23 protein-coding genes and 1 tRNA gene are annotated in these 25,009 nt (G+C 68.9%); 12 read left to right on the top strand and 12 right to left on the bottom strand.

Annotated elements, in window-relative coordinates:
- The first annotated feature begins 351 nt into the window (after positions 1-351).
- Both SACGLDRAFT_RS00250 and SACGLDRAFT_RS22430 read left to right on the top strand, forming a co-directional pair.
- Entirely contained in the window at positions 352-1,317 is a 966-nt protein-coding gene (locus tag SACGLDRAFT_RS00250) for a class E sortase (RefSeq protein WP_005460745.1), read from the top strand.
- The gene (locus SACGLDRAFT_RS22430; RefSeq protein WP_005460746.1) at positions 1,317-1,475 is read left to right on the top strand and encodes a hypothetical protein; all 159 of its coding nucleotides are present in this window, start codon (positions 1,317-1,319) and stop codon (positions 1,473-1,475) included. Before SACGLDRAFT_RS00250 ends, SACGLDRAFT_RS22430 begins: the two co-directional genes overlap by 1 nt.
- Before the next feature lie 37 nt (positions 1,476-1,512).
- Here the strand turns inward: SACGLDRAFT_RS22430 and SACGLDRAFT_RS00255 are convergent, their stop codons facing one another.
- On the bottom strand, positions 1,513-2,301 hold the full coding sequence (locus tag SACGLDRAFT_RS00255; protein WP_005460748.1) for a TetR/AcrR family transcriptional regulator: 789 nt from the start codon (positions 2,299-2,301) through the stop codon (positions 1,513-1,515).
- Between the two features lie 138 nt (positions 2,302-2,439).
- On the opposite strand from SACGLDRAFT_RS00255, the gene SACGLDRAFT_RS00260 reads away from it, so the two are divergent.
- From SACGLDRAFT_RS00260 to SACGLDRAFT_RS00270, 3 genes are read left to right on the top strand one after another with little or no spacing between them, the layout of a single operon-like run.
- Positions 2,440-3,369 carry a daunorubicin resistance protein DrrA family ABC transporter ATP-binding protein gene (locus SACGLDRAFT_RS00260; protein ID WP_005460749.1) on the top strand — a complete coding sequence of 310 codons (930 nt, stop codon included), beginning with the start codon at positions 2,440-2,442 and terminating at the stop codon, positions 3,367-3,369.
- Complete coding sequence (locus SACGLDRAFT_RS00265) at positions 3,366-4,151, top strand: ABC transporter permease (RefSeq protein ID WP_005460750.1); 786 nt, start codon at positions 3,366-3,368, stop codon at positions 4,149-4,151. The genes SACGLDRAFT_RS00260 and SACGLDRAFT_RS00265 overlap by 4 nt, the downstream gene beginning before the upstream one ends.
- Positions 4,152-4,174: 23 nt before the next feature.
- Positions 4,175-4,816: an aminodeoxychorismate/anthranilate synthase component II gene (locus tag SACGLDRAFT_RS00270; protein WP_005460751.1), complete on the top strand. Its 642-nt coding sequence runs from the start codon at positions 4,175-4,177 to the stop codon at positions 4,814-4,816.
- Positions 4,817-4,931: 115 nt separating this feature from the next.
- On the opposite strand, the gene pknB is transcribed toward SACGLDRAFT_RS00270, so the two are convergent.
- The 7 genes from pknB to SACGLDRAFT_RS00305 all read right to left on the bottom strand — a co-directional run bounded on the left by pknB (position 4,932) and on the right by SACGLDRAFT_RS00305 (position 14,490).
- Positions 4,932-6,914, bottom strand: coding sequence for a Stk1 family PASTA domain-containing Ser/Thr kinase (pknB, locus tag SACGLDRAFT_RS00275; RefSeq protein ID WP_005460752.1), 1,983 nt, complete (start codon positions 6,912-6,914; stop codon positions 4,932-4,934).
- Positions 6,915-7,002: 88 nt separating this feature from the next.
- Positions 7,003-8,238, bottom strand: coding sequence for a serine/threonine-protein kinase (locus tag SACGLDRAFT_RS00280; RefSeq protein ID WP_005460753.1), 1,236 nt, complete (start codon positions 8,236-8,238; stop codon positions 7,003-7,005).
- Positions 8,239-8,241: 3 nt separating this feature from the next.
- Complete coding sequence (locus SACGLDRAFT_RS00285) at positions 8,242-9,711, bottom strand: peptidoglycan D,D-transpeptidase FtsI family protein (protein ID WP_005460754.1); 1,470 nt, start codon at positions 9,709-9,711, stop codon at positions 8,242-8,244.
- The gene (locus tag SACGLDRAFT_RS00290; protein WP_005460755.1) at positions 9,708-11,222 is read right to left on the bottom strand and encodes an FtsW/RodA/SpoVE family cell cycle protein; all 1,515 of its coding nucleotides are present in this window, start codon (positions 11,220-11,222) and stop codon (positions 9,708-9,710) included. The genes SACGLDRAFT_RS00285 and SACGLDRAFT_RS00290 overlap by 4 nt, the downstream gene beginning before the upstream one ends.
- Positions 11,222-12,649 (bottom strand): Stp1/IreP family PP2C-type Ser/Thr phosphatase, encoded by a 1,428-nt coding sequence (locus SACGLDRAFT_RS00295; protein ID WP_005460756.1) that lies wholly within the window; start codon positions 12,647-12,649, stop codon positions 11,222-11,224. The genes SACGLDRAFT_RS00290 and SACGLDRAFT_RS00295 overlap by 1 nt, the downstream gene beginning before the upstream one ends.
- Positions 12,646-13,116, bottom strand: coding sequence for an FHA domain-containing protein FhaB/FipA (locus SACGLDRAFT_RS00300; RefSeq protein WP_040919438.1), 471 nt, complete (start codon positions 13,114-13,116; stop codon positions 12,646-12,648). Before SACGLDRAFT_RS00300 ends, SACGLDRAFT_RS00295 begins: the two co-directional genes overlap by 4 nt.
- A gap of 168 nt (positions 13,117-13,284) precedes the next feature.
- The gene (locus SACGLDRAFT_RS00305; RefSeq protein WP_005460758.1) at positions 13,285-14,490 is read right to left on the bottom strand and encodes a DUF3662 and FHA domain-containing protein; all 1,206 of its coding nucleotides are present in this window, start codon (positions 14,488-14,490) and stop codon (positions 13,285-13,287) included.
- A 123-nt stretch (positions 14,491-14,613) separates the two neighbouring features.
- Between SACGLDRAFT_RS00305 and SACGLDRAFT_RS00310 the strand changes: the two genes are divergently transcribed.
- From SACGLDRAFT_RS00310 to SACGLDRAFT_RS00325, 4 genes are all read left to right on the top strand, one after another.
- A tRNA-Leu gene (locus tag SACGLDRAFT_RS00310) sits at positions 14,614-14,696 on the top strand.
- A 67-nt stretch (positions 14,697-14,763) separates the two neighbouring features.
- Positions 14,764-15,825, top strand: a complete 1,062-nt coding sequence (locus SACGLDRAFT_RS00315; protein ID WP_005460760.1) for a trans-sulfuration enzyme family protein — start codon at positions 14,764-14,766, stop codon at positions 15,823-15,825.
- 133 nt (positions 15,826-15,958) lie between these two features.
- The gene (locus SACGLDRAFT_RS00320; protein ID WP_005460762.1) at positions 15,959-17,152 is read left to right on the top strand and encodes a thioester domain-containing protein; all 1,194 of its coding nucleotides are present in this window, start codon (positions 15,959-15,961) and stop codon (positions 17,150-17,152) included.
- A 96-nt stretch (positions 17,153-17,248) separates the two neighbouring features.
- Positions 17,249-18,103 (top strand): alpha/beta fold hydrolase, encoded by an 855-nt coding sequence (locus SACGLDRAFT_RS00325; protein ID WP_005460764.1) that lies wholly within the window; start codon positions 17,249-17,251, stop codon positions 18,101-18,103.
- 30 nt (positions 18,104-18,133) lie between these two features.
- On the opposite strand, the gene SACGLDRAFT_RS00330 is transcribed toward SACGLDRAFT_RS00325, so the two are convergent.
- Entirely contained in the window at positions 18,134-19,159 is a 1,026-nt protein-coding gene (locus SACGLDRAFT_RS00330) for an LLM class flavin-dependent oxidoreductase (RefSeq protein WP_051036158.1), read from the bottom strand.
- Between the two features lie 17 nt (positions 19,160-19,176).
- Positions 19,177-20,046 carry an HpcH/HpaI aldolase/citrate lyase family protein gene (locus SACGLDRAFT_RS00335; protein WP_005460768.1) on the bottom strand — a complete coding sequence of 290 codons (870 nt, stop codon included), beginning with the start codon at positions 20,044-20,046 and terminating at the stop codon, positions 19,177-19,179.
- A gap of 333 nt (positions 20,047-20,379) precedes the next feature.
- On the opposite strand from SACGLDRAFT_RS00335, the gene SACGLDRAFT_RS00340 reads away from it, so the two are divergent.
- Positions 20,380-21,021 (top strand): hypothetical protein, encoded by a 642-nt coding sequence (locus SACGLDRAFT_RS00340; protein WP_005460770.1) that lies wholly within the window; start codon positions 20,380-20,382, stop codon positions 21,019-21,021.
- 39 nt (positions 21,022-21,060) lie between these two features.
- Complete coding sequence (locus SACGLDRAFT_RS00345) at positions 21,061-21,723, top strand: NAD(P)H-binding protein (RefSeq protein WP_005460771.1); 663 nt, start codon at positions 21,061-21,063, stop codon at positions 21,721-21,723.
- A gap of 4 nt (positions 21,724-21,727) precedes the next feature.
- Here SACGLDRAFT_RS00345 and SACGLDRAFT_RS00350 read toward each other — a convergent pair whose 3' ends face one another.
- Positions 21,728-23,041: a D-arabinono-1,4-lactone oxidase gene (locus SACGLDRAFT_RS00350; protein WP_005460781.1), complete on the bottom strand. Its 1,314-nt coding sequence runs from the start codon at positions 23,039-23,041 to the stop codon at positions 21,728-21,730.
- 77 nt (positions 23,042-23,118) lie between these two features.
- On the opposite strand from SACGLDRAFT_RS00350, the gene SACGLDRAFT_RS00355 reads away from it, so the two are divergent.
- The gene (locus SACGLDRAFT_RS00355; protein ID WP_005460783.1) at positions 23,119-24,306 is read left to right on the top strand and encodes an amino acid deaminase/aldolase; all 1,188 of its coding nucleotides are present in this window, start codon (positions 23,119-23,121) and stop codon (positions 24,304-24,306) included.
- An 18-nt stretch (positions 24,307-24,324) separates the two neighbouring features.
- Here the strand turns inward: SACGLDRAFT_RS00355 and SACGLDRAFT_RS00360 are convergent, their stop codons facing one another.
- Positions 24,325-24,960, bottom strand: coding sequence for a TetR/AcrR family transcriptional regulator (locus tag SACGLDRAFT_RS00360; protein WP_005460786.1), 636 nt, complete (start codon positions 24,958-24,960; stop codon positions 24,325-24,327).
- Positions 24,961-25,009 lie beyond the last annotated feature (49 nt).

The raw sequence follows: 25,009 nt of genomic DNA on the forward strand, positions 1-25,009 counted from the left end.
GAGATCGCCGCGCCCTCTCAAGGCCGGCCGCCCCGAATTCCCCCCGGTGGTCCGGTGCCACAGGGGACCCGGCGTGGCCAGTTGTATCCGTCCGGTCTTCCCCAGCCACGGGAGCGGGCCCGGGGAAGGCTGCCGCAGCCCGGCACGGAGCCGGTTCGAGGGCGGCCTCCGCACCCTCCGCAGTCTCCGCGGCAACGGCCGGAGCGAAGGCCGCGGGCTCCCTACCCGGCCGAACGCCCCCAAACCGAACGCGCCAGGGGGGAAAGTCCTCGGGCCGGACATTCCCGGGGCGAACGTCCACCGGCCGAACGCCCTCCGGTCGACCGCACGCAAGCCGAACGCACACGCGCGGTGAGGTCGCTGGCCGAGGCCCCGACTCGGCCGGTGCTGCCCCCGGTCCCCCGGCGGCCCGAGCAATCCGATCCGGTACCGCCTCCCGAGCCCGACGAGGACGCGCTTCCCGAGGCGGAGACGCCGGAAGACCCGCCGGAGGAGCCTCCCGCCTCGAAGACCGCACCCGACAAGGGCGGACGAGGCCGCGCGGTCGTGCGGACCTTCGGGGAAATCCTCATCACCCTCGGCATCGTGATGCTGTTGTTCGTGGTGTACGAGCTGTGGGTCACCAACCTCATGTCCCAGGAGCTCCAGCGGAACGCCAGTGCCGACCTCGAACGGCGTTGGTCGCAGCAGCGGGAGATGCACACCGAGCCCATGCCCGGTGAGGCGTTCGCGCGCATGTACATCCCGTCCTTCGGCGTCGACTGGAACTTCACGATCCAGCAGGGCGTGGACGCCGCGACGCTGGAGATCGGGCCCGGTCACTACAAGAAGACGGCCATGCCGGGGGAGCCCGGAAACTTCGCCGTCGCCGGGCACCGGGTGGGCAAGGGCGCGCCGTTCAACGATCTCGACCTGCTCGGTTCGTGTGACGCCGTGGTGATCGAGACCATCGACAGCTTCTTCGTCTATCGCGTGCTGCCGATGAGCGACGAGGTCGAGGGCTGGGCGCAGGGCAAGGGCAAGGACCCGCGCTGCTTCGGGGTGAGGCCGCTGACCGAGATCGACCCGGCCTACAGCGAGACGGTGGGGCGGCGCATCGTGCTGCCGACGCGCGGGGACGCGGTCGCCCCCGTGCCGTATCGGCCCGACTCCACGTTGACGGAGGGACAACAGGTGGAGCTGCTGACCCTGACCACCTGCCACCCGCGGTTCTCCGACCGCGAGCGCATGATCATCCACGGGGTGCTGACGAACGTGTTCGAGAAGAAGTCGGGCGCGACCTACGAGCAACTGCTGAAGGAGATCGGGGAGGCCTGATGTACGGCTGGATCTGGCGGCACCTGCCGGGCCCGCTGGTGGTGCGCATCGGCCTGGCCGCGGTGCTGATACTCGGGGTGGTGGCCCTGCTGATGTTCGTCGTGTTCCCGTGGGTGGAGCCGCTGCTGCCGTTCAACGACGTCGCCGTCGAGGAGTAACCGGCGTGTCCGCAGCCTAGGAACGCGTGTCCGCAGCTCAGGGACGTGTGTCCGCGGTTCCCGTACGCCGCGCGATCAACGCGTCGATGCCGTCGAGCAGCAGGTCGAGGCCGAACCGGAAGTCGGTCTCCCGGTCGTACCACTCCGCGCTGCCCGCGACGAAGGCCCGACTGTCGACCGCGCGTGTCAACGCCGGGTACGACTCCTCGTCCACGAGTTCGGCCAGCAACTCCCCGTAGAGCGTCGAGCTGGCGGGGAGGTGGCTGCCGACGCTGCCGGCCGGGGCCAGCGCGGTGATCAACGATGCCTGGCTCAGCGCGTAGACGCTCAGCGTCGTGGCGATGCCGATCTTCTCGCCCTCGCTGAGTGGCGTGTCGGCCAACGCGCGAAGCAGGTGGTCGAGCCAGCGCAGCCCGCGCGGGCCCATGGGCGGCCCCATACGCGCGCCGGTGTGAGCGATCCCCAGTGCCCAGGGGCGGGCGACGAGGACGTCGGCGTTGGCCTTCGTCCAGACGTACAGGTACTCCCGGCGTGACAGGTCGCCGAGAGCCGGAGGCTCCCCCGACACCGCGTCGAGCATGGCGAGCAGCAATTCGTCCTTGCTGCCGACGTAGCGATAAAGCGACATGGGGGCCACCCCGAGGCGAGCGGCGACACTGTTCATCGACACCGCCCCGAGGCCCTCGGCATCGGCGATCTCCACGGCGGCCGCGGTGATCCGGGCCAGGTCGAGGCTGGGTTTCGGTCCCCGACGAGAGGCGGGCTCGCGTCCCCACATCCTGGCGATGACCGGAGGAAGCTCCGGTCGAGCGCGTTCGTCCGCCATGCGCCTCCTTCGCCTGTCCGTTCGTTCCCTCACCCTATGCGCCGAGCCGGAGGCTGCTTGACCGGCCTCCCAGAAACTGCGTATGGTTCATATAGTTTATGGCATACACAATAAGTCATACGCAGTTTTGGAGGGGGTATGTCACCACCGGCGATCGAGGCGCGGGGCGTCCGTAAGAGCTACCGAGACCGTCCGGTACTCGACGGGCTGGATCTCACGGTGCCCGCCGGTACCGTGTTGGCCCTGCTCGGAGCCAACGGGGCGGGTAAGACGACCACCGTCCGCATCCTCACCACGTTGCTGAGCCCGGACGGCGGAACGGCCCGCGTCGGTGGTCACGACGTGCGCACGGAGCCCGCCGCCGTCCGCCGCGCCATCGGCCTCACCTCGCAGCAGGCCAGCGTGGACGAACTCCTCACGGGGCGCGAGAACCTGGAATTGTTCGCGGGCCTGAATCACCTCGGGTGGAGGGCGTCCCGCCGGCGGGCGTCGGAACTGCTCGAACAGTTCCGGCTCACCGAGGCCGCCGAGCGCAGGGTGGGGGACTACTCCGGTGGTATGCGTCGCCGGCTCGACCTGGCCGTGAGCATGGTGGCCGCCCCGCGAATCCTGTTCCTCGACGAACCGACCACCGGGCTCGATCCGCGCAGCAGGGTCGACCTGTGGGACGTCGTGCGTGATCTCGTGCGTGCCGGGACGACGATCCTGCTGACCACGCAGTACCTGGAGGAGGCCGATCAGCTCGCCGACCGGGTGGCCGTCATCGACGGCGGCCGCATTGTGGAGGAGGACACGCCGGACGGTCTCAAGCGTCGGGTGGGCACGGAACGACTGCGTCTGGCCCTGGCCCAGCCGGGACACGCGCCGGCGGCCGTGGCGCTCCAGCCCGGTGCCCACCTCGACCCCGAGACCGGCGAGATAGTGGTCCCGCTGCGTGATCCGGACCACCTGCGGCAAGTGCTCGACGACCTGCATCGGGCCGGCTTCCCCGTGGCGTCCGTGTCGCTTTCCGCTCCCACACTCGACGACGTGTTCTTCCGACTGACGGAGAAGGAGCCGGCGGCATGACGGCCCGAACCCTCGCCCGCGACTGGGCAGACGAGCTGGTGTTGCTCACCCAGCGTGCGTTGCGTCGGGAGTTTCGGCAGGTCGACGGCCTGCTCGTCGGCATCGTGCTGCCGATCGCGATCATGGGCGCCATGGTCGGCGTCTTCGGCCGTGCCGTCGACACCGGGACGACGCTGGCCTACGTCGACTACGTGACCCCCGCCGTCATGTTGCTGTGCGCGGGATACGGCGCCGCCACGACGAGCATCGGAATCACCGAGGACCGCCTGCGGGGACTCACCCAGCGGTTCATGACGTTGCCGATCGCGGGGTGGGGACTGCCCGCCAGTCAGGTGACGGCCTCGGTGCTGCGCAACGTGTGCACCACGGGCCTCGCGGTGGTCGCCGCGCTGGTCCTGGGGTTTTCCCCGAACGCGGACTTCGGTGACTGGCTGCTCGTCCTCGCCGTCGTCGCGGGTTACGTCGTCACCGTCGCGTGGTGGTCGGTGGTGTGGGGGCTGCTGGTGAGGAACGTGCAGGCCTCGGGGGCCTTCTCGTTCGCCGTGCTGTTCCTGCCGTACGTGTCGAGCGCTTTCGTGCCCGTCGAGTCGTTGCCCGGCTTCCTGCGGGGATTCGCCGAGTACCAGCCGATCACGCCGCTCGTGGAGCTGCTGCGGGGGCTTCTGCTGGGACTGCCGGTGGCCGACGGCACGGTGTGGGCCGTGGTGGCATGGCTCGTCGGGGGGAGCGTGGTGGCCGTTCCGTTGGCTGCCGCGCTGTTCCGGCGGCGAGCCAGGAACTGAGCGACACGACGTAGGCTTGGCACATGCGTGTACTCGTCGTCGACAACTACGACAGCTTCGTCTACAACTTGGTGCAGTACCTCGCCCAACTCGGTGCGGAGTGCACGGTGTGGCGCAACGACGTCGTGGACGTCGACGACGTGGTGAAGTTCGACGGCGTACTCGTGTCGCCCGGACCGGGCACGCCGGAGAAGGCCGGCCGCAGTGTCGAGGTGGTGCGGCGGTGCGCGGCGGAGTCGGTGCCGATGCTCGGGGTCTGCCTCGGCCACCAGGCCATCGGCGTCGCGTGGGGAGCCACGGTCGCCAGAGCGCCCGAACTGCTGCACGGCAAGACCAGCGAGGTGGAGCACCGGGGCACGGGCGTGCTCGCGGGACTGCCGAATCCGTTCACCGCGACTCGTTACCACTCACTGGCCGTGGTGCCCGAGACCATCCCGGACGAATTCGAGGTCACCGGGCGTACCGCGTCCGGAGTGGTGATGGGCATGCGGCATCGGGAGCTGCCCATCGAGGGGGTGCAGTTCCACCCCGAGTCGGTGCTCACCCAGGGTGGGCACCGGATGCTGGCCAACTGGATGGCCTCGGCTGGACACCCCGTACCCGAACACCTGGTCGACGAGCTGGAGCAGGCCACTCGCGCGGTGCAGCAATCCGCCATGGTGTAGGCGTGGCGCGCGAAGCGTTCGCCGTCTCGTGCTCGTGACGGACACGGGGCGGCATCGAAAGGGCCCCCTCCTCGGCGCTTGCCCGAGAAGGGGGCCCTCTTTCGTCGTCTACGGACTACCAGGGCAGCGGATCGTCGTCCTCCGACGGCTCGGTGGAGCCGTCCTCGTCGGCTCCGATGATGAGCGTGATCTGCTGGTCCTTGGTGATGGAGCTACCGGCGGCCGGGTTGGAGCCGATCACCTTGCCTATGAGGTCGGAGTCCGGGGCCGTCTGGAACTGCTCCGAGACCGAGCCGGTCCAGCCCTTGTCCTGCAGTGCCTTGACCGCTTCCTCGGGCGTCAGGCCCTCCAGCTTCGGTACCTCGATTTTGGCCTGCGACCCGTTGGAGACGTCCAGCCTGACCTGCGTTCCTTCCTTCACGCTGCCGCCGTTGGGTTCCTGCCCCACGACGGTGCCCGCGGGCTCCTCGTGGTCGACGTCGTTGCGCACCACGACGAGACCCAGTCCTTCGAGGGTGGCCTTCGCCTCCTCGAACGACTTGCCCGTCATGTTCGGCACCTCGACCTGGTCCGGCTCCTTGCCGATCGTGATCGACACGGAATGGCCCTGCTCCACTTCCTTGCCGGCGGGCGGATCCTGCTCGATGACCCTGCCGTACATGTTCTCGTTGTCGACCTCGACCTCCTTGACCTCCGGGTCGAGGGTGAGGTTCGCGTCGGCCAGCTCCCTCTCGGCGGCGTCGCGCGTCAGGCCCGTCAGGTCGGGAACCGAGACCTTCTCGGGAGCGGCACCCACTCGCAGCAGGATGCGGGTGTCGAGCGACACCGTCCGACCCGCCGGGGGGTTGGTTTCGAGGACCTTGCCGATCTGGTCGGCGGTGCACTGCGACTCGCCGGACGGCGGGTTGTCGATGCAGACCACCGGTTCGACCTTGAGGTTCTCGAAGCCCTCGGCCTTCAGCTGCTGTTTCGCCTGTTCGACCTGGACGTCCTTGACGTCGGGTATGGCCTTCTCCTCGGGAGCGCTATTGAAGCTCCCGCTGATCCAGGCGATGAAGGCCGCCGCACCGAGGACGAGGATGGTGATCGCGGCGGCGGCGAAGGCGCGATTCCTGCGCCGCTTCCTCGCGTCCTCCTCCGGGTCGTCGTAGACGTCGGGGGTGTAGTCGTCGTCGGGCTCGGGTTGCCGCGACGCGTTCAACACCTGGGTGCGCTCTTCCTCGATCGGAGGGGCACCCGCCATGGGAGCGGACGGCCGTTGTCCCGACAGGATGCGGACGAGGTCCGAACGCAGCTCCGCCGCCGACTGGTAGCGCTCGCTGGTGCTCTTGGCCAGGGCCTTCAACACTACGGCGTCCAACTCCGGGGTGACCGCCGGGTTCGACTCCGACGGTGGGCGAGGGGCCTCCCGAACGTGCTGGTAGGCCACCGCCACCGGGGAGTCACCGGTGAACGGTGGTTCGCCCGTGACGAGTTCGTACAGCACGCACCCGGCGGAGTAGACGTCCGAGCGAGCGTCGACCGTCTCGCCGCGCGCCTGCTCCGGCGACAGGTACTGGGCGGTACCGATCACCGCGGCCGTCTGGGTCATCGCCGCCTGTCCGTCGTGCACGGCACGGGCGATGCCGAAGTCCATGACCTTCACCGCGCCACTGCGGGTGATCATCACGTTCGCGGGCTTGACGTCGCGGTGGATGATGCCGTGGCGGTGGGAGAAGTCCAGCGCGGCGGAGACGTCGGCCATGACCTCCATGGCGCGCTTCTGCGGCATCGGGCCCTCGGTCTTCACGATGTCGCGAAGCGTCCTGCCCTCGACGTACTCCATGACGATGTAGGGCAGGGGGCCGTACTCGGTGTCGGCCTCACCGGTGTCGTACACCGCCACGATGGCCGGGTGGTTCAGGGCCGCAGCGTTCTGCGCCTCCCTGCGGAAGCGCTCCTGGAACATGGGGTCTCGGGCGAGGTCGGCACGCAGGATCTTCACGGCCACCTCGCGGCCGAGTCGAATGTCGTGACCGTGGTGGACCTCGGACATCCCGCCGTAGCCGAGTGTGTCACCCAGCTCGTAGCGGTTAGAGAGCAGTCGGGGTGCGCTCATAGCTCGGTGCCGTCCCATTCACTCGGTCTTCTACTCACGTCCGACCCGTGGCCGGAGCGTGTCGCCAGTGCCCTGTGGCCAACGACATTCACCTGTGGTTCTCCATCGGGAGTGTGCTCATCATGCCTTGTCCGCTGCCGCCGTCGGACGACTCCATACCGGTGTGCGGCCAGTCGGTGGTGCCCACCGGGACCCTGGGAGGGTTCTCCGAGTCGTCGCTCCACACAGTGAAGGCGAGCACCAGCACGACGACGATCAGCAGGAGCACCGACGCCACGGCCAGTAACGTCCACGCGGGAGCACGTCGCCGGGGTTGCCCCATCGTCATGGGCGGCGGAACCGGCGACATCGACGGGCGTGAACCCGGCCCCACGGGGCCGGAGCCCGGTGCCGGCGGCACCGTCACCATCGGCGCACTCTGCGGGGGAGGTGCGTTCGGAGGCACCGGATGCGTGAGGTAACCGGCGGCGGCGAGCCCCGAGGGAGGCGGGAGCGGGTGGCCCGCCCGCACGGCCGCGACGGCGTTTGCGAACTCGCCACCGTTGGCGTAGCGCTGTCGCGGGTCCTTCACGAGGGTAGCTTCGATGACGGCTCGGATGCCCGGAGGCACGTCGGGCGGCAGCGGCGGGGCGATGTCCCGGATGTGCATCATCGCCACGCTCACGGCGTGTTCCGACAAGAACGGTCGGTGACCGGCCAAGCACTCGTAGCCGCACACGGCGAGCGAGTACACGTCGCTGGCGGGTTCGGCGTCGTGGCCGAGCGCCTGCTCGGGGGCGATGTAGTGGGCCGTGCCCATCACCATGCCGGAGCGCGTCACGGGGGCGGCGTCGACGGCCTTCGCGATGCCGAAGTCGGTGAGTTTCACCACGCCGGTGGGCGTGACCAGGATGTTCCCCGGTTTCACGTCACGGTGCACGAGGCCGCGTTCGTGTGCCGCCTGCAGCGCGCGCCCCGCCTGTTCGAGGATGTCGAGCGTGCGCTCGGGGGACAGCCGACCTTCCCTGGCGAGGATCGCGGCCAGCGGCTCCCCCTGGACGAGTTCCATGACGAGGTAGGCGATCGACCCCTCGCCGGTCTCGGTCTCGCCGTAGTCGTGGACTGCCGCGATTCCGTGGTGGTTCAGCGACGCCGTGGTGCGTGCCTCCGTACGGAACCTGTGCAGGAACTCGGCGTCACCGGACAGCTCGGCCTTGAGGATCTTCACTGCCACGGTGCGGTCGAGCCGGGTGTCACTGGCTTGCCACACCTCGCCCATCCCGCCGACCGCGATGCGGCTGTCGAGTCGGTAGCGCTGTGCGAGCAGTTGCCCGGACGACAGCATGACTCAGCCACCTCCGAGCGCGGCGGCGATGGTCCCACGTCCGATCTCGGCGGCCACCTTGCCACCCGTCGCGGCGAGTCCGTGGTCACCACCCGACTCGACGATGACGGCGACGGCGATCTTCGGGTCGTCGTAGGGGGCGAAAGCGGTGTACCAGGCGTGGGGCGGAGTGGCCTTCGGGTCGGTGCCGTGCTCGGCCGTCCCCGTCTTCGAGGCGATCTTCAGGGAGGGGTCCTTGCCACCACCGCCGGTGTTGGCCTCGGAGGCGATCATCATGTCGGTGAGGACCTCGGCGTTGGCCGCGGACAACGCAGGGTCACCGGTGAGTTCCTCCGGAGCGAACTCCTCGATCTCCGACAGGTCCGGCGCGAGGAGCTGCTTGACGAGCCGAGGCTTCATGGCCACGCCGTCGTTGGCCACCGTGGCGGCGAGCAACGCGTCCTGCAGCGGGGTCAGGCGGACGTCGCGCTGACCGATACCGCTCTGGTACAGGGCGGCCTCGCTCTCCAGCTCACCGAGGTCGGACGGCACGACGCTCATCGGGATGGTGAGGTCGGAGATGCCGATGCCGAAGTTGGCCGCGGTCTCGCGCAGCTTGTCGGCACCCAGCTCGGCGGCGATCTTGGAGAAGGCGGTGTTGCAGGAGTACGCCAACGCGTCCTTCAACGTGCCGCCCTGACAGGTGGTGCCGTTGAAGTTCTCCAACGTGGTGGACGTACCCGGCAGGGTGACCCGCGCGTCCCGGATGATCGGGGTGTCCGCCGTGGCGCCGTTCTCCAGCGCGGCGGCCGTGGTCACGATCTTGAACGTGGAGCCCGGCGGGTAGGTCTCTCTGATCGCCCGGTTCAGCATCGGGTTGTCCGGGTCGTCGTTGTAGTTCTTCCACGCCTCCTGCTGGTCGGCCGAGACGTGGGAGGCCAGCTTGTTCGGGTCGTACGACGGGGTGGAGACCATGGCCAGGATGTCGCCGGTCTTCGGGTCGAGCGCGACGACGGCGCCCTTGTACCCGCGTTCGGTCATCATCTTGTAGGCCGTCTCCTGGACCGCGGGCTTCACGGTGAGCCGGACGTTGCCGCCTCTCGGGTCGCGCCCGGTGATCATGTCGCTGAGCCGTCGCACGAGCAGGCGCGAGTCGGAGCCGTTGAGGAAGTCGTCGTAGGCCCGTTCCAGGCCGCCCGCCCCGTAGACGACGGAGTAGTACCCCGTGACCGGTGCGTACATCGGCCCGTTGGAGTAGGTGCGGCGGAAGTTGAAGATGTTGTCGGTGGGCTCGACCCCCGCGAGCACCTGACCGGCGTCGTCCGAGGTGATCTTGCCACGCTCGCGCGAGTACTCGTCGAATAGCACACGGGTGTTGCGCCCGTCGGTGCGGTAGTCCTCGGCCTTCACCACCTGGACGTACGTGGAGCTGGCGAGCAGCATGGCGATCATCACCATCATGGCGACGCCGACCTTGCGCAGCGGCGTGTTCACGGATGCCTCCCCCCTTCGTACGGCCGGGCCGGTCCGGTGGGACCCGGCTCGGCCGGCGGACGTTGCACCATCACCGTGTGCGCTTCGGCCAGCGGAGCCTTGGGCACGGGTCTGGGCTTCGCGGCCTGCTGCGGTCTCCTCGCCGCGTCGGAGATACGCAGCAGGAGCGCGACCAGTGCGTAGTTCGCCAGCAGTGACGATCCACCGGCCGAGAGGAACGGTGTGGTGACACCCGTCATCGGGATCAGCTTCGTCACACCGCCGATGATCACGAAGAGCTGCATGACGATCGCGAACGACAGGCCACCGCCGAGCAGCTTGCCGAAGGTGTCGCGGACCGCGAGCGCGCTGCGCATGCCTCGCATGGCCAGCAGCAGGTAGACGAGCAGGATCGAAGACAGCCCCACGAACCCGAGTTCCTCGCCGAGCGCGGCACTGATGAAGTCGGTGTGGGACTCGGGCACCACGTCGGGCCTGCCGAGCCCGAGACCGGTGCCGAACATCCCGCCGGTGCCGAGTCCGAAGAGCCCCTGGGCGATCTGGTAACCACCGCCGAGGTCGTCGTAGGTCTCCAGCGGGTCGATCCAGTTGGCGACTCGCTGCTGCACGTGCGTGAACAGCGAATACGCGATGACGGCGCCGACCGAGAACATGCTCAGCCCGAGCACCACCCAGATGATGCGCTCGGTGGCGACGTAGAGCATGACCAGCACGATGCCGAAGAACAGCAGCGCCGTGCCCAGGTCCTTCTCGAAGACCAGGATGCCGAGGCAGGCGATGGCCGCGATGATGATCGGTCCGAGGTCGCGAGCCCTCGGCATCTCCACGCCGAGCACTCGCTTGCCCGCGGTCATGAACAGATCTCGCTTCGACACCAGGAAGGAGGCGAAGAAGATCATCAGCAGGATCTTGGCGAACTCACCGGGCTGGATCGAAAAGCCCGGAAGCTTCAGCCAGACCTTCGCGCCGTTGACCTCGGAGAGCGAGCTCGGCAGCACGGCGGGAAGCGCGAGCGCCACGATGCCGACGAGCCCGCAGGTGTAGGCGTAGCGGGTGAGTTTCCGGTGGTCGGAGACCACGATCAGCACGCCGAGGAAGAACGCGAGGGCGACGACCGTGAAGAGGACCTGCCGGGGGGCGTTGCTCGCCGCTTCCTCGCCCCTGGCGATCGCGCGCTGGGCCGTGGCGAGGTCGATCCGGTGGATCATCACGAGCCCGAGGCCGTTGAGCAACGCCACACACGGCAGGATCAGCGGGTCCGCGTACGGCGCCCACCGTCGTACGGCCAGGTGGGCGACGCTGAAGATGGCGAGGTAGGCCAGCCCGTACCAGAGCACCGACCACGACAGCTCCTGCTCCTGGTTCGCCTGCACGAGGACGAACGCCGAGGTCACGATCAGCGCCGAGAACGCGAGCATGGCGAGTTCGGTGCCTCGCCTCTTCGGCAGCTCGCGGGGCGGGTTCGTGGTGTACTGAGCTGCCGCGCTGGGGGTACCTGCGGGCTGCGCCATCAGTTACCGCCTGAGCTGGGCGCCGGGCGGCAGTCCACGCCCGGACGCTGGCCGCCCTCGTTCCGTTCCGCGGTCGTGTCGGTCGGTTTCGTCGAGCTCGGCGCCGCGTCCTCGGAGCTGTCCTGCGACGCTCCGCCCTGCTCCACACCGCCGAGCCCGCCGCCCTGGGACTGCGCGGCTTCGTCGTCGCAGATCTCCAGGAGGTTGTTGCGGCGCAGTGTGTTGATGTACTGGCGCGACTCCTCCAGACCGTCCCGCTTCACGCCGTTGAGCACGGCGGCGCGAGCGTCCTGCTGGAGGTCTTCCAGGCGAAGCGGTTCGCACAGCGACGCCTCGGGAGGACACGAGCCCTCGGCTTTCTTCTGCAGCTCGAAACCGAGGATGCTCCCCGGCACCCCCTGGTAGACCACGACCTCGTTGTTCTCGTCCACGCCGACGTAGTACTGCCGCAGCACGAAGTACCTGGTGGCGAATGCCGCCGCGGCCAGCAGTACGAGGGCGAGCCCGAACGCCAGCAGCAGGCGGACGCGCTTACGTCGTTTGGCTTTTGGGTCGGGCCGAGTCTCCAGCTGCTCGGTCTGTTGCGGTTGTGGCGGTTGTGGCGGCGGCGCGGTGAGCGCGCGGGCCCGAGCGGCCGGCGAGTCACCGTGGGGGGCCTCGTCGGACCCGTCACCGGCGGCACCGCCCACGATGGGGGCGTCCTCACCGAAGTCGACGTCCACGACATCGGCCACGATCACCGTGACGTTGTCGGTACCGCCGCCCTTCAGCGCCAACTCGATCATCCGGTCGGCGCAGTCCTGGGGGTCGGGGATACGGAGCGCTTCGGCGAGGGTCTCGTTGCTCACCATGCCCGACAGGCCGTCGGAGCACAGCAGGTAACGGTCGCCCGCGCGGGCTTCGCGCACCGTGACGCTCGGCTCGACCTCGTGGCCGGTGAGTGCCTTCAGCAGCAGGGAGCGTTGAGGGTGAGTGGCGGCCTCCTCCTCGGTGATTCGTCCCTGCTCCAACAGCTCGTTGACGAAGCTGTCGTCACGAGTGATCTGGGAGAATTGTCCGTTTCTGAGAAGATAGGCTCGTGAGTCACCGACGTGCACCAACCCGAGCCGCGAGCCGGAGAACAGCACCGCTGTCAGGGTGGTGCCCATGCCGTCGAGCTCGGGGTCGTTGGCCACCAGTTCGGAGATGGCCTGGTTCCCCTGGTTGACGGCCTCTCGGAGTTGAGTGACCAGGTCGTCGCCAGGCTCGTCGTCATCGAGGTGTGCGAGAGAGGCGATGACGACCTTGCTGGCCACCTCACCGGCGGCGTGGCCACCCATGCCGTCGGCGAGGGCGAGCAGGCGAGGGCCGGCGTAGACGGAGTCCTGGTTGTTGGAACGGACCAGGCCCCGGTCACTGCGGGCCGCGTAGCGTAGGACGAGAGTCATGGGCGAAGCTCGATCACCGTCTTGCCTATCCGGATGGGGACGCCGATTGGGACTTTCTGGGGTGCAGTGACCTTAGCCCGGTCCAGGAAGGTGCCGTTGGTCGAGCCCAGGTCTTCGACATACCACTCACCACCCCGTAGCGACAGGCGGGCATGTCGTGTCGAGGCGTAGTCGTCGTCGAGTACCAGGGTCGAGTCGTCGGCCCGCCCGATCAGGATCGGCCTGCCGTCGAGAGCGATGCGCGTACCGGCGAGCGCTCCGTGAGTGACCACCAGTTGCCGGGGCAGTTTGTTCCTGCCCAGTAGTGGCTTCTTCTCCTGCTTGCCGCGGCGGAGGCTGGGTAGGTTGACCCTCAGCCCCGACGCCGCGTAGAGGTCCGAGCGCACCACGCGTAGCGCGGCGAACACGAACATCCAGAGCAGGACGAGGAATCCTACTCTGGTGAGTTGTACGACCAGCTCCGGCACCTGTTGTGTCAGCTCCCGCTTTCTCGCGCCCAACCTCTGGCGCCCACCGTCGTTCGACCGTCGTCGGCTCCACAGGTCCCCCGCATGGCCGCCATTATGCGGGACACGCGTGTGGTCACAGTGCGGGACGCCGAAGTTCGTCGGCCGGCGGTCGGCTGTCGGTCGGACTCAGCCCTGGGTACGGAACACCAGTGAGGAGTGGCCCACCCTGATCACGTCGCCGTCGGCGAGCTGCCAGGTCTGGACCGGGGTGCCGTTCACCGTGGTGCCGTTGGTGGAACCGATGTCGGCCAGCGTGGCGCTCTGTCCGTCCCACGTGATCTCCAGGTGCCGACGCGAGACACCGGTGTCCGGAAGCCGGAAGTCGGCGTCCTGGCCTCGACCGATCACGTTGCCGCCCTGCTTCAGCGAGTAGGTCCGGTTGGAGCCGTCGTCGAGCTGCAGGATGGCGTTGAGCTGCCGGTTGCCACCCGGAGGCATGCCACCACCGGGGTAACCGCCCTGCTGCCCGTAGGGGTCACCACCCGGCGCGGGAGCCTGCGCGGGGTAGCCACCGGGAGGGCTCGGCGGAGCCGCGTAGCCCTGGTCGTAACCCGGCTGCCCCGCGGGCGGCTGGCCGTAGCCCTGCTGGCCGTAGCCCTGGTCATAGCCGCCGGGCTGGCCGTAACCCTGGTCATAGCCTTGCTGACCGTAGCCTTGGTCGTAGCCCTGCTGGCCGTAGCCCTGGTCGTAACCGCCGGGCTGGCCGTAACCCTGGTCATAGCCTTGCTGACCGTAGCCTTGGTCGTAGCCCTGCTGGCCGTAGCCCTGGTCGTAACCGCCGGGCTGGCCGTAACCCTGGTCGTAACCGGGCTGTCCCTGTCCGTAGCCGTACTGGCCCTGCTGGCCGTACGGGTCACCCTGGTCGTATTGGCCGTAGCCGCCGGGCTGGCTCATTGGTCGGTCTCCTGCGTCGCTCATTGGTGCCGACCGCGCGAAAGTCCCGGCGTCGCTTGCTTTGACGTCCGGGTCGACGGTCGAGCGGGTCCTGAACTTTCCAGTATGCAGCGCCTCGTTGCGCTCTAGCGAAACTACGACGTCACCATAGGTGTCCCAACCGTGCTCAGCGAGGTGCTCGGAGACCGCCTCGGCGAGCATGCGGGTGACCCGCTGCCCGTCCGCGGCCATCCGGTCGTAGTCCTCGGGGCCCAACGACACGATGTAGTGGTTGGGCGCGAGCTTGCGACCACCCGCGAGGTCCCGAACGTTCTCCTCGCACTCCCGCTCCAGTTCCAACGCCACTTCTTGCGTGACGACGTTTCCACCGAAGATCCGCGCGAAGGCGTCTCCCACGAGGTTTTCGAGGCGCCGGTCGAAGCGCTGTACGCGTCCCACGAGGGACCACCTCCTTCCACGGGTCTTCGAGGCGATCGTATCGGGTTTTGCCGCCGTAATACGGGCCCCCGTGCAAGCCTCCCGATTCGCCTTGCTACGCTGTCCTCACTGTCGAAGTTGCTCGGGCGAGTGGCGGAATGGCAGACGCGCACGGTTCAGGTCCGTGTGTCCGAAAGGACGTGAGGGTTCAACTCCCTCCTCGCCCACAGATTAAGACGAGCCGCCGTCGGGGATGGTTCCCCGGCGGCGGTTTGTCATAGGGGGCCGGTTACCGTGGCCGACGTGAACGAGCAGTGGTCGGCCAGGACACGAGCGATCGTCGCGGGACGTCCGACGGGCCGGGAACAGCCCATGAACGTCCCCATCGCTCCGGCGAGCATGCTGGGGCTCGCGTACGCCCGTGAGGACGGCACGCCCACGTGGGCGGCGTTCGAGGAGGCTCTCGGCGAGCTGGAGGGTGGTACGGCCACGGCGTTCTCGTCGGGCATCGCCACCGCCTCCGCCGTGCTGGACGCCCATCGGGTCGGCGCCACGGTGGTGGTGCCGAGGGACAGCTACGCCGGCACTCGCGCCTACTTCGGGCACGAGCAGGAAACGGGCCGGGTGAAGGTCGTGTCCGTCGAGCCGACCGACACGGGCGCGTGGATCGAGGCCGCCGCGGGCGCGGACCTGCTGTGGCTGGAATCACCGACGAACCCGAGTCTGCACGTCGTCGACATCCGGAAGATCTGCGAGGCGGCTCGGAGGTTGCCCGACCGGCCGACGATTGTGGTGGACAACACCTTCGCGACCCCGTTGGGGCAGCAGCCGCTGTCGCTCGGGGCCGACATCGTGGTGCACAGCGCCACGAAGTTCATCGGCGGGCACAGTGACCTGTTGCTCGGCGTGGCGGTCGCCACCGATCCCTCGCGGGTGAAGGCGCTGCGGGACGCTCGCACGCGTATCGGCGCGACGCCGGGCGCGCTGGAGGCGTTCCTCGCGCTGCGGGGGTTGCGCACGCTGCCGGTGCGGTTCGCCGAGGCGTCGCGGACCGCGGCGATGTTGGCAAGGCGTCTCGAGGAGCACCCCGCCGTGACCCGCGTGCGTTATCCGGGTTCGGGCGCGATGGTCTCCTTCGAACTCGCCGACGCCGACCGTGCCGACAAGGTGTGCGAGGCGCTGAGGTTGGTGCGGCACGCGACGAGTCTCGGTGGGGTCGAAAGCACCGTGGAACGACGCGCAGCACGTCCGGGAGACGCGCATGTGGCTTCGGGGTTGCTTCGTTTGAGTATCGGTTTGGAAGACCCCGAGGATTTATGGGTCGATTTAAACCGAGCGTTGTGTGCAGTGAACTGACATATCCCCAGTTCTTCGCTCCTTCGAGCAGTGGGTTCACGGGGAATTGACGCCGTGTGTATGCTCCGCAACGACTGGTGTCTGATCTTCACCTGACCGGGTTTTCCCCTCCCACTGTCTTCTTAGGAGACTCATGCGCAGCAGAAGAACGTTGGCCAGGGTCGGTGCGCTCGTCGCCGGAACGGCCGCCGCCCTTTCTCTCGGTTCGGTTCCCGCGTCGGCGGACGGTGTGAAGGCCGACATCGACTCCCGTGGTGGCGAGAACGGGTACAACGTCAATCTCGGTGGCGAATCCCAGATCACCACGCTGTTCAAGCTGGACATCGAAGGCGGCAACACCCTGCGGGCCTACTGCGTCGAGATCAGCGTCAGCGTGGACCCGAAGCGCTCGCTTTTCGAAAGCCCGTGGGACGAATTCCCGAACCCCGACTCCCCCTTCCACGCCAACCGTGACCGCATCAACTGGGTGCTGCGCCACGGTTACCCGGCCACGGACCTCGACACGCTGGAGCAGACGCTCGCCGAGCAGGGCGTCGAACTCCACAATGGACTTGACAAGAAGGAGGCCATCACCGCCACACAGGCGGCCGTGTGGCACTTCAGCGACGGCAAGGACATCAACCGCAACGACCCGTCCAGCGCGCGGGACGCCGGTACCGACGCGGACGTGCTCGCCCTCTACGACTACCTCACCGGTGACTCCAATGTGGGCACCGCGGAGCCGTCTCCCTCGCTGAAGGTCTCGCCCGAGAGCGTCACCGGCAAGGCCGGTGAGCGACTGGGTCCGTTCACCGTGGCCACCACGGGCCGGATCAACGAGGTCTCCACCGAACTGCCCGAGGGCGTCAAGATCACCGACGCGGACGGCAACGAACTGGCCGCGGAGGACATCACCGACGGCACGGAGATCTACGTCGACGTCCCCGAGGAGGCCGAGGAGGGCGCCGGCGCGTTCTCCCTGAACGCGACCGCTCAACTGGCCACCGGGCGGCTCTTCGTGGCCGAGGGCTACCAGAACAAGCCCGCGCAGTCCCTGATCGTCGCCTCCTCCGAGGACACCGAGCTGTCGGCCAAGGCCAGTGTCGAGTGGACGGCCGCTCCGCAGCCGACGCAGCCCGAGGAGACCTCGGAGACTCCCGTCCCGAGCGAGACGACCACCCAGCCCGCGGCTCCGACCGAGACGACGCAGCCCCCGGCGACCGAGACCGAGACCGACAACCTGGCTCAGACCGGCGCGTCGCCGCTGGTCCCGCTGCTCATCGGCCTGGGCCTCGTCGGTGCCGGTACCGGCGCCATCCTGCTGCAGCGCCGCAGGAAAAACGCGTGACGTCTGACGGCGTCCACTGACACGATCGAGGGCCACCTTCCGTGCACCGGGCGGGGAAGGTGGCCCTTGTCGTGCCCACGGAAGTGAGGAGATCGGATGGAAGGGATCGCCCCTCCGGAACGGACCGGTGAGTGTCGACTCGCCGACGGGCGAATACTCGGGTGGGGTGAGTGGGGCCCCGTCGACGGAAGGCCGGTGTTGTTGTGTCCGGGCGCGGCCACTAGCCGAAGGCTCGGATTCGGAACCCACCTGGTGCACTCTTCGGGAATACGACTGGTGAGTGTGGACCGTCCGGGACTGGGGGTTTCGACACCGGACCCGCGACGAACGCTCGCCGATTTCGCCGTCGACATCGAACAGTTCGTCGAGTATCGGGGCTTGCCGTCGCCGGTGGTGATCGGTAATTCTCAGGGTGCTCCGTTCGCACTCGCCTGCGCGGTGGCGGGATTGGTGTCCGCTCTGTATCTCGTCTCCGCCGCCGACGAGGTCGGGTCCCCCCTTTTCGCGGACAAGCTCGGCGGTCATCTGGCGACGGTGGTGGAGCTTTGCGTCCGGAACCCGAAGGCGGCGTACGAACAATTCCTCTCCTTCGACGCCGACGCCATGCGGAACATGGTCGTGGGAAACAGCGGTGCGCGGGACAGGGCCGTGTATACGGACCCCGCCTTCGACGCCGCTTATCGCGAGGCGCTGAGGGAGGGATTCGCACAGGGGGCGGAAGGTTATGCCACCGACACCGTGCTCGCGATGAGGCCGTGGCGGCTCGATTTCGATCGCGTCTCGTGCCCGGTGGAGATCTGGTACGGCGAGGAGGACACCGCGCATTCGCCCGACAACGGTGTCACGCTGGCCTCCCGAATTCCGGGCGCGGTTCGCCGTTCGATCGAGGGGGAGGGCGGGTCGTTGCTCTGGACCCGTGGTGAGACGCTGCTGCGGGAACTGACGGCCTGAGCGACGTCGATGTCGGCGATGGGCCGTCCACTACCGCGCCAGCTCGGCGAGGCGGGCGTAGGAGTCGAGCAGGTCACCGCGGTCGTAGGTGCTCAGTGTCACGAGCACCTCGTCGGCCGTGGTGCGCTCCACGAGCGCCGCGAGGTCGTCGCGCACGGTGGAGGGAGTGCCGTGCAGCTGTCCCCGCAGCACCTCGTCGAGCAGGGCCGCCTCCCGGTCGGTGGGTTCGGGAAGCTCGTCCGGCGGTAGCAGCGGCGGGAAGACTCCGCGCGTGCGGGAGTACACGAGCGACCAGGCCTCGGGCAGCAGTAGTTTCCTCGCCCGCTCCGGAGTGTCGGCCACGGCCACGGCCGTCGACACCACGACGTAGGGCCGCTCCCACAACGGGGAGGGCCGGAACCGCTCCCGATAACGTGCGACGTGCTCCACCATTCTGTCCACACCGGACACTAGGGAGATCACGAGGGCCAGTCCGCACTCGGCCGCGGTTCGGGCACCCGCGCCGGTGGTCAGGACGAAGGTGGGCACGCGCAGTCCCTCGGCGGGCAGGGCGTGTACCCCGCGATGGGTCGGGGACGCTCCCGCGAAGTAGCCGAGCAGGTCCCGAAGCTGTTGGACGAAGTTATCCGCGTCCTTCTTGTCCGCTCCCAACGCCGCTCGCACCCCCGAGGTGAACCCCACCGAGCGGCCCAGCCCCATGTCGATACGGCCGGGGTACAAGGCCTCCAATGTGCCGAACTGTTCGGCCACCACGAGCGGACGGTGGTTGGGCAGCATGACGCCGCCCGTGCCGACGCGGATGCGCGAGGTCGAGGCCGCGATCGTGGATGCGAGCACGGTGGGCGCGGACCCGGCGACTCCGGGCACGCTGTGGTGTTCGGCCACCCAGAACCGGTGGTAGCCCAGTTCCTCGACCCGCCGGGCGAACTCCACCGTGTGGCGCACGGCACTCGCCGGGTCCTCTCCCCGGCGCACGCTCGACCTGTCGAGCACCGACAGCGGTACCGGCCACTTGCCACCCACGTCGGGCTCAACGCGTGCGGAACGCCTCCGCATTCCGCGACCGGGCTTCTTCAGTCCCGCTCGGGTCGATCCCGCACGGCCTCGGCGAGCGCCAGTACCCGCCGGGCCTGCTCCACGTGCAGGTTCTCCACCATGCGGCCGTCCACGGTGATCACGCCCCGGCCCTGCGCCACGGCCTCCTCGAAGGCCGCGACGACTCGCCGTGCGTGTTCGACCTCCGCCTCGGACGGTGCGAACACCCGGTTGCACGGTTCGAGCTGGCCGGGGTGGATCAGGCTCTTGCCGTCGAAGCCGAGCTGCCGGGCCTGTACGCACTCCGCCTCGAACCCTGCGGTGTCACGCACGTCGTTGTACACGCCGTCCAGAATGGACTTACCGGCCGCGCGTGCGGCGAGCAGACACAGCGAGAGGCTCGTCAGCAGTGGGGCCCGGCCGGGCACCGACTCGGCCCGGAGTTCCTTGGCGAGGTCGTTGGTGCCCATGACGAGCACCGTGAGCGTCGAGGAGGCGTTCGCGATCTCCTCGGCCCGCAGCACGGCCGCCGGGGTCTCGATCATCGCCCAGACGGAGGTGTGGTCCGGTGCCCCGGCCTCGGCCAGGGCGTCCTCCACCCTTCGGACGTCCTCGGCCGAACCCATCTTCGGGACCACGACCGCGTCCGGGCCGACCTCCGCCACGGCGCGCACGTCGGCGTCGTGCCACTGGGTGTCGATGCCGTTGACTCGCACCGCCACCTCCCGCCGCCCGTACGGCGCCGCGGCCACCGTCTCGCACACCCGCCGGCGGGCCGCCTCCTTGGCGTCCGGTGCCACGGCGTCCTCCAGGTCCAGCACCAGCGCGTCGGCGGCGAGGGCCTCGGCCTTCTTCAGGGCACGCTCGTTCGCTCCGGGCAGGTAGAGAACGGAACGGCGTGGTCTCACGTGGGCCTCCTCGGACGGCTCGGCGGAAGGGAGCTTCGCTCCCAACCCTATGGGGCTCCCCGCGCGGGTGATGTCGGCCGATGGGCGGGACCGATCACCGACGCCGCCGTCGAACCGGACTTCCGACCGTTCGACCCGACGTCACCCATACGGCCGCACCGCTCGACTGAAGTCGCGGAACCGCCCATCGACCGATCACCGACCGTTGGGAACCGCCGATCGCAGTGGTGCCTTCAGAGCGCAGACGGCGCCCGTTTGCGCTGGTACTCAAGTCACGTGTCGTTCTCGACGCGGCACGGCGGCACACCGGCGGACATCAGGGAGGCGGACTTCGTGGCGGTACCACCAGGGCAGATCGCGACGACGAGCGGATCGAGCAGTGTTCGGTCGATCTCCGGTCGCGTCGGTCCCACACTCGAACTTCCCGCCGACCCCGCCGACCTCGCGAGGCGGGCCGCTCCGCTGCTGGGGTGGCAGGGGACCGTGCTGCCGCAGCTCACGCTCTTCGGCAGGCGCGTGTTCGTGGTGGCTCGGCTGAGGCCGGAGGCACACGCCGAGCGCATCGCCACGGGGCTGCGCCCGGTCACCGAGAGGGCCACCGTGGCCACCTGGACGTGGCCCGAGATGTCCCGGATCGCTCCGCCCCCCGCCGTCCACATCGCGGGTGTGCTCGCCGTGGCGAGGCACTGGCGGACGGGCATGGCGGCAGCGGTGCCGTTCGCCCGTTACGGCGAGGCCGCGATGGTGTTGCCCACCTCGGCCACCATGAGTCACGACTACGTGGACAACTGCTTGCCACGAGCCCGCATGTACGGCCTCGGCGTGGTGGCGGCGGACGAGAATGCGAAGGTCGACCTGGATCTCACGTGCGGGGACGACCACCTCAACCTCGGAGAGGACGAGGTGTGGCGTTGGGTGCACGAGGTCGCCTACGAGCGCCTGCTCGCCTGCGAGGGTGCGGAGTCGATCGCCTGACCCCTGCCGCGGCCACCGAGTGCGGCTAACCTCGGCGTCATGCGAGTCGTCATCGCCGGAGGACACGGCAAGATCGCGTTGCGGTTGGAGAAGTCGCTCGCCGCGAACGGCGACACGGCCGTGGGCATCATCCGTAAGCCCGAGCAGGCCGACGAGTTGCGACAGCGCGGTGCCGAGCCGGTCGTGCTCGACCTGGAGAACGCCGACGTCGACGAGGTCGTGGACGTGCTGTCCGGCGCCGATGCGGCCGTGTTCGCCGCGGGCGCGGGGCCGGGCAGTGGGGTGGCGCGGAAGGACACGGTGGACCGGGCCGCGGCGGTGCTCTTCGCCGAGGCCGCCGAGCGAGCCGGGGTCCGCAGGTTCGTCCAGATCAGCTCGATGGGTGCGGGCGACGAGGTCACTCCCGAGGTCGAGGCCAAGGTGGGTGAGGTGTTCGCCGCCTATCTGCGGGCCAAGGCCGCCGCGGAACGGGATCTGCGTGCCAGGGATCTCGACTGGACGATTCTGCGTCCGGGCCGGCTCACCGACGAGCCGGGAACGGGCATGGTGCGGCTCGCCGACGAGGTGCCGAGGGCAGACGTTCCGAGGGACGACGTGGCCGAGGTCGTGCGCCTTTTGGTCGCAGACACCACCACGTACGGCCGCACGCTGGAGCTGACATCCGGCGACACTCCCGTGGCGGAGGCGTTGGGACGGCTGTGACGGTTCAGCCGACGGGGCCGAGCACGCGATCCAGGTAGGCGTTGCCGAACACGCCGTCGGGGTCGAGCTCGGCCCGTACCCGTCGGAAGTCGTCGAAGCGGGGGTAGAGCCCACGCAGCCGATCGGCGTCGAGCGCGTGCATCTTCCCCCAGTGCGGTCGCCCGCCCACCGAGTCCGCGATCTCGGCGAAGGCGGCGAAGTACTCCTCGTACGGCATGCCGACGTACTGGTGCACGGCGACGTAGGCGGAATCTCGGCCGTACGCGGTGGAGAGCCAGATGTCGTCGGCGGCGGCGACCCTGACCTCGACGGGGAAGGCCACGGGGTGCCGTAGTCGCGGCACGAGCAGTCGCAGTCGTTCGAGTACGTCGAGTACGGACTCGCGCGGCACGGCGTACTCCGACTCCACGAACCTCACCGACCGTTGGGTCGAGAAGACGCGGTGGGAGGCGTCGCTGTAGCGGCGGGTGGACAGTGCCGACGACGCCAGCGCACCGAGCTTCGGTACCAGCCGGGGGACGGCCCTGCCGGTGCGGCACAGCGCGCCGAACGCCGCGTTCTCCATGACGGTGTAGTCGAGAAAACGTCGGGCGGCCGACAACGGGCGGGCCGGTGTTCCCGGCGGCCGCCTGGTGTTGCGTTTGACTAAGGCGTTTCGACCGTAGGGAAACCAGTAGAACTCGAAGTGGTCCTCGGTGTCGGCGAGCCGGTGGAAGTCGGCCAGCACCCGGTCGAGGGGCTGGGGGCCTTCGTGTGCTTCGAGCACGAAGGCGGGTTCGCAACGCAGGGTCACGGTGGTGATGACCCCGAGGGCCCCGAGTCCCACGCGAGCGGCGTCGAACAACGTCGGGCGTTCGTCGGGGGAGCACCTGACGACCGAGCCGTCGGCCGTGACCAGTTCCAACGCCGCCACCTGGGTGGCTAGTCCGCCGAAGCGTGCTCCGGTTCCGTGGGTGCCCGTCGAGATGGCTCCGGCGACGGTCTGCGCATCGATGTCGCCGAGGTTAGTCATCGCGAGCCCCAGCGCGTCGAGCAGAGCGTTGAGGTGGCGCAGTGTGGTCCCCGCTCGCACGGTGACGAGTCCGGTCTCCACGTCCGCCGAGACGAGGCCGCTGAGTCGGGAGAGGTCGAGGACGTCACAGCCCGGGTCGGTCGCGGCGATGGGGCTGAAGGAGTGCCCGCTGCCGACCGGACGTACTCGCCCGCCGTGCTCGGCGACGTCGGTGACGATCTCGCTGACCTCGTCGGTGCTCGACGGGTGATGGACCCGGCGTGGGTGCGTCAGCGCGGTTGCCGCCCAGTTCGTCCACGGTGCCACCCGGACCTCCTCAACGTTGTCGTCACGATAGGTGAATCAGATTCGCGTTTACAAGTTCTCTGTCGTACCGTCGGCACGTGAGTTCCGCATCCGCCGTCCCGTACGACCTGGCGACCCGCGATCTCGACCCACCGCTGGCCGTGGTGGACCTCGACGCCTTCGACGCCAACGCCGACGATCTCGTACGGCGTGCCGGCGGGCTGCCCATCCGCGTCGCGAGCAAGTCGGTGCGCTGCCGCTTCCTGTTGGAACGGGTGCTGGCGCGGCCGGGTTTCTCGGGGCTGCTGTGCTACACGCTCGCCGAGGCACTGTGGCTGTTCGGCGAGGGCACGAGCGACGATCTCGTCGTGGCGTACCCGACCGCGGACCGCGGGGCGCTGCGGGCACTCGCCGCCGATGCAGCGGCCCGGAAGTCGATCACGGTGATGGTCGACTCGCCGCGACAACTCGACTTCATCGACGCGACCCTCGGCGCCGGGCACCCGGAACTGCGGGTCTGCCTGGAGTTCGACGCCTCGTGGCGACCGATCCCCGGAGTCCACGTCGGCACCCGCCGCTCCCCGGTCTTCACGCCGAGGCAGGCCGCGCGTCTCGCCCGGCACATCGCCGAGCGGCCGGGTTTCCGGCTGGTGGGCGTGATGGGGTACGAGGGGCAGATCGCCGGACTGCCCGACGGTGACGCGGGGCTCGTCGGAGCCCTCGTGCGGTGGATGCAGCGCCGCTCGGCGGCTGAACTCGCCCCGAGGCGGGCCGCCGTGGTGAACGCGGTGCGGGCGGTGACCCGCCCGGAGTTCGTCAACGGCGGTGGAACGGGCAGCCTGGAGTACACCCGCCGGGAAGCCGCCGTCAGCGAGGTGACGGCCGGTTCCGGGCTCATGGGGCCCGCTCTGTTCTCCAGGTATCGGCGCTTCTCGCCTCGCCCCGCCGCGCTCTTCGCGCTCCCCGTCGTGCGTCGGCCCGGACGAAGGACGGCGACCCTCGCCGCGGGCGGGTACGTGGCCTCCGGACAGGCGGGAGCGTCGCGGCTGCCCACGCCCTACCTGCCGCCGGGGTTGCGACTGCTCACGGTGGAGGGCGCGGGTGAGGTGCAGACCCCGGTCGTCGGACGGGCCGCGCGGCGGCTCGCACCGGGCGATCGTGTGTGGTTCCGTCACGCCAAGGCGGGTGAGCTCGCCGAGCACTTCCCGAGCTACCACCTGGTGAGCGGGGGAAAGCTCGTGCGCACCGTGCCGACCTACCGGGGCGAAGGCCGCTTCTTCGGGTGAGGTGTCGCCCTCCAGCGGTCACTCACCGAACTTGCTCGCCAGGTACCCCTTGATCAGGGCCTTGGTCTCGTCGATGACGGCCGCGTCGCCGTCGGGGTCGATGCGGAAGGCGTAGTTCAACAACGCGTCCGCCGCCTCCACGGCGATCGAGATGGGCAGGATCACCTCGTCCTGCGGCACCTTGACGTGGGCGGTGAGCAGGCCCGCGAGCGCGTCGACGACGACCCGGTTGTTGGTGCGCCGGTCGTCGAGCAACCGCAGGTCGATCACGTCACCGAAGTGCACTTTGGAGAAGCCGGGAACCTCTCGGTGCATGGTGAGGTAGATGTCCAGCAGCGAGTCGACCACGTCCCACCAGTGACGCGGGTCCAGCGTTTCGAGACGTTCGTTGACGGCGGCGATGAAACGGTCGAGGTTCCGTTGGGTGAGAGCCTGCACCACGGCCCGTTTGTCGGGGAAGAACTGGTACAGCGATCCCACGGCCACCCCCGCCCGTTTGGCGATGAGGGTGGTGGTCAATCCTTCGTAGCCGACCTCGTCGAGCAGTTCGGCGCTCGCGTCGAGCATTCGCTCGACCCGTCTCGCACTGCGCTGCTGGACCGGCTGTCGGCGCAGTGGCGTCGACGCCTGCGTCACCGTGTGGTTCTGGGACACGTCGTGCTCCTTGCTGTGCAGGTCAGCGACTTTATCGTGTCCGGATCGG

The organism is Saccharomonospora glauca K62 (genome assembly GCF_000243395.2).
Classification (GTDB): domain Bacteria; phylum Actinomycetota; class Actinomycetes; order Mycobacteriales; family Pseudonocardiaceae; genus Saccharomonospora; species Saccharomonospora glauca.

What these genes read in the sequence shown, in the direction of transcription:
- SACGLDRAFT_RS22430 (WP_005460746.1), top strand. Translation starts at nt 1,317, where the DNA reads ATGTACGGCTGGATCTGGCGGCACCTGCCGGGCCCGCTGGTGGTGCGC.
- SACGLDRAFT_RS00255 (WP_005460748.1), bottom strand. Translation starts at nt 2,301, where the DNA reads ATGGCGGACGAACGCGCTCGACCGGAGCTTCCTCCGGTCATCGCCAGG.
- SACGLDRAFT_RS00260 (WP_005460749.1), top strand. Translation starts at nt 2,440, where the DNA reads ATGTCACCACCGGCGATCGAGGCGCGGGGCGTCCGTAAGAGCTACCGA.
- SACGLDRAFT_RS00265 (WP_005460750.1), top strand. Translation starts at nt 3,366, where the DNA reads ATGACGGCCCGAACCCTCGCCCGCGACTGGGCAGACGAGCTGGTGTTG.
- SACGLDRAFT_RS00270 (WP_005460751.1), top strand. Translation starts at nt 4,175, where the DNA reads ATGCGTGTACTCGTCGTCGACAACTACGACAGCTTCGTCTACAACTTG.
- pknB (WP_005460752.1), bottom strand. Translation starts at nt 6,914, where the DNA reads ATGAGCGCACCCCGACTGCTCTCTAACCGCTACGAGCTGGGTGACACA.
- SACGLDRAFT_RS00280 (WP_005460753.1), bottom strand. Translation starts at nt 8,238, where the DNA reads ATGCTGTCGTCCGGGCAACTGCTCGCACAGCGCTACCGACTCGACAGC.
- SACGLDRAFT_RS00290 (WP_005460755.1), bottom strand. Translation starts at nt 11,222, where the DNA reads ATGGCGCAGCCCGCAGGTACCCCCAGCGCGGCAGCTCAGTACACCACG.
- SACGLDRAFT_RS00295 (WP_005460756.1), bottom strand. Translation starts at nt 12,649, where the DNA reads ATGACTCTCGTCCTACGCTACGCGGCCCGCAGTGACCGGGGCCTGGTC.
- SACGLDRAFT_RS00320 (WP_005460762.1), top strand. Translation starts at nt 15,959, where the DNA reads ATGCGCAGCAGAAGAACGTTGGCCAGGGTCGGTGCGCTCGTCGCCGGA.
- SACGLDRAFT_RS00325 (WP_005460764.1), top strand. Translation starts at nt 17,249, where the DNA reads ATGGAAGGGATCGCCCCTCCGGAACGGACCGGTGAGTGTCGACTCGCC.
- SACGLDRAFT_RS00330 (WP_051036158.1), bottom strand. Translation starts at nt 19,159, where the DNA reads ATGCGGAGGCGTTCCGCACGCGTTGAGCCCGACGTGGGTGGCAAGTGG.
- SACGLDRAFT_RS00345 (WP_005460771.1), top strand. Translation starts at nt 21,061, where the DNA reads ATGCGAGTCGTCATCGCCGGAGGACACGGCAAGATCGCGTTGCGGTTG.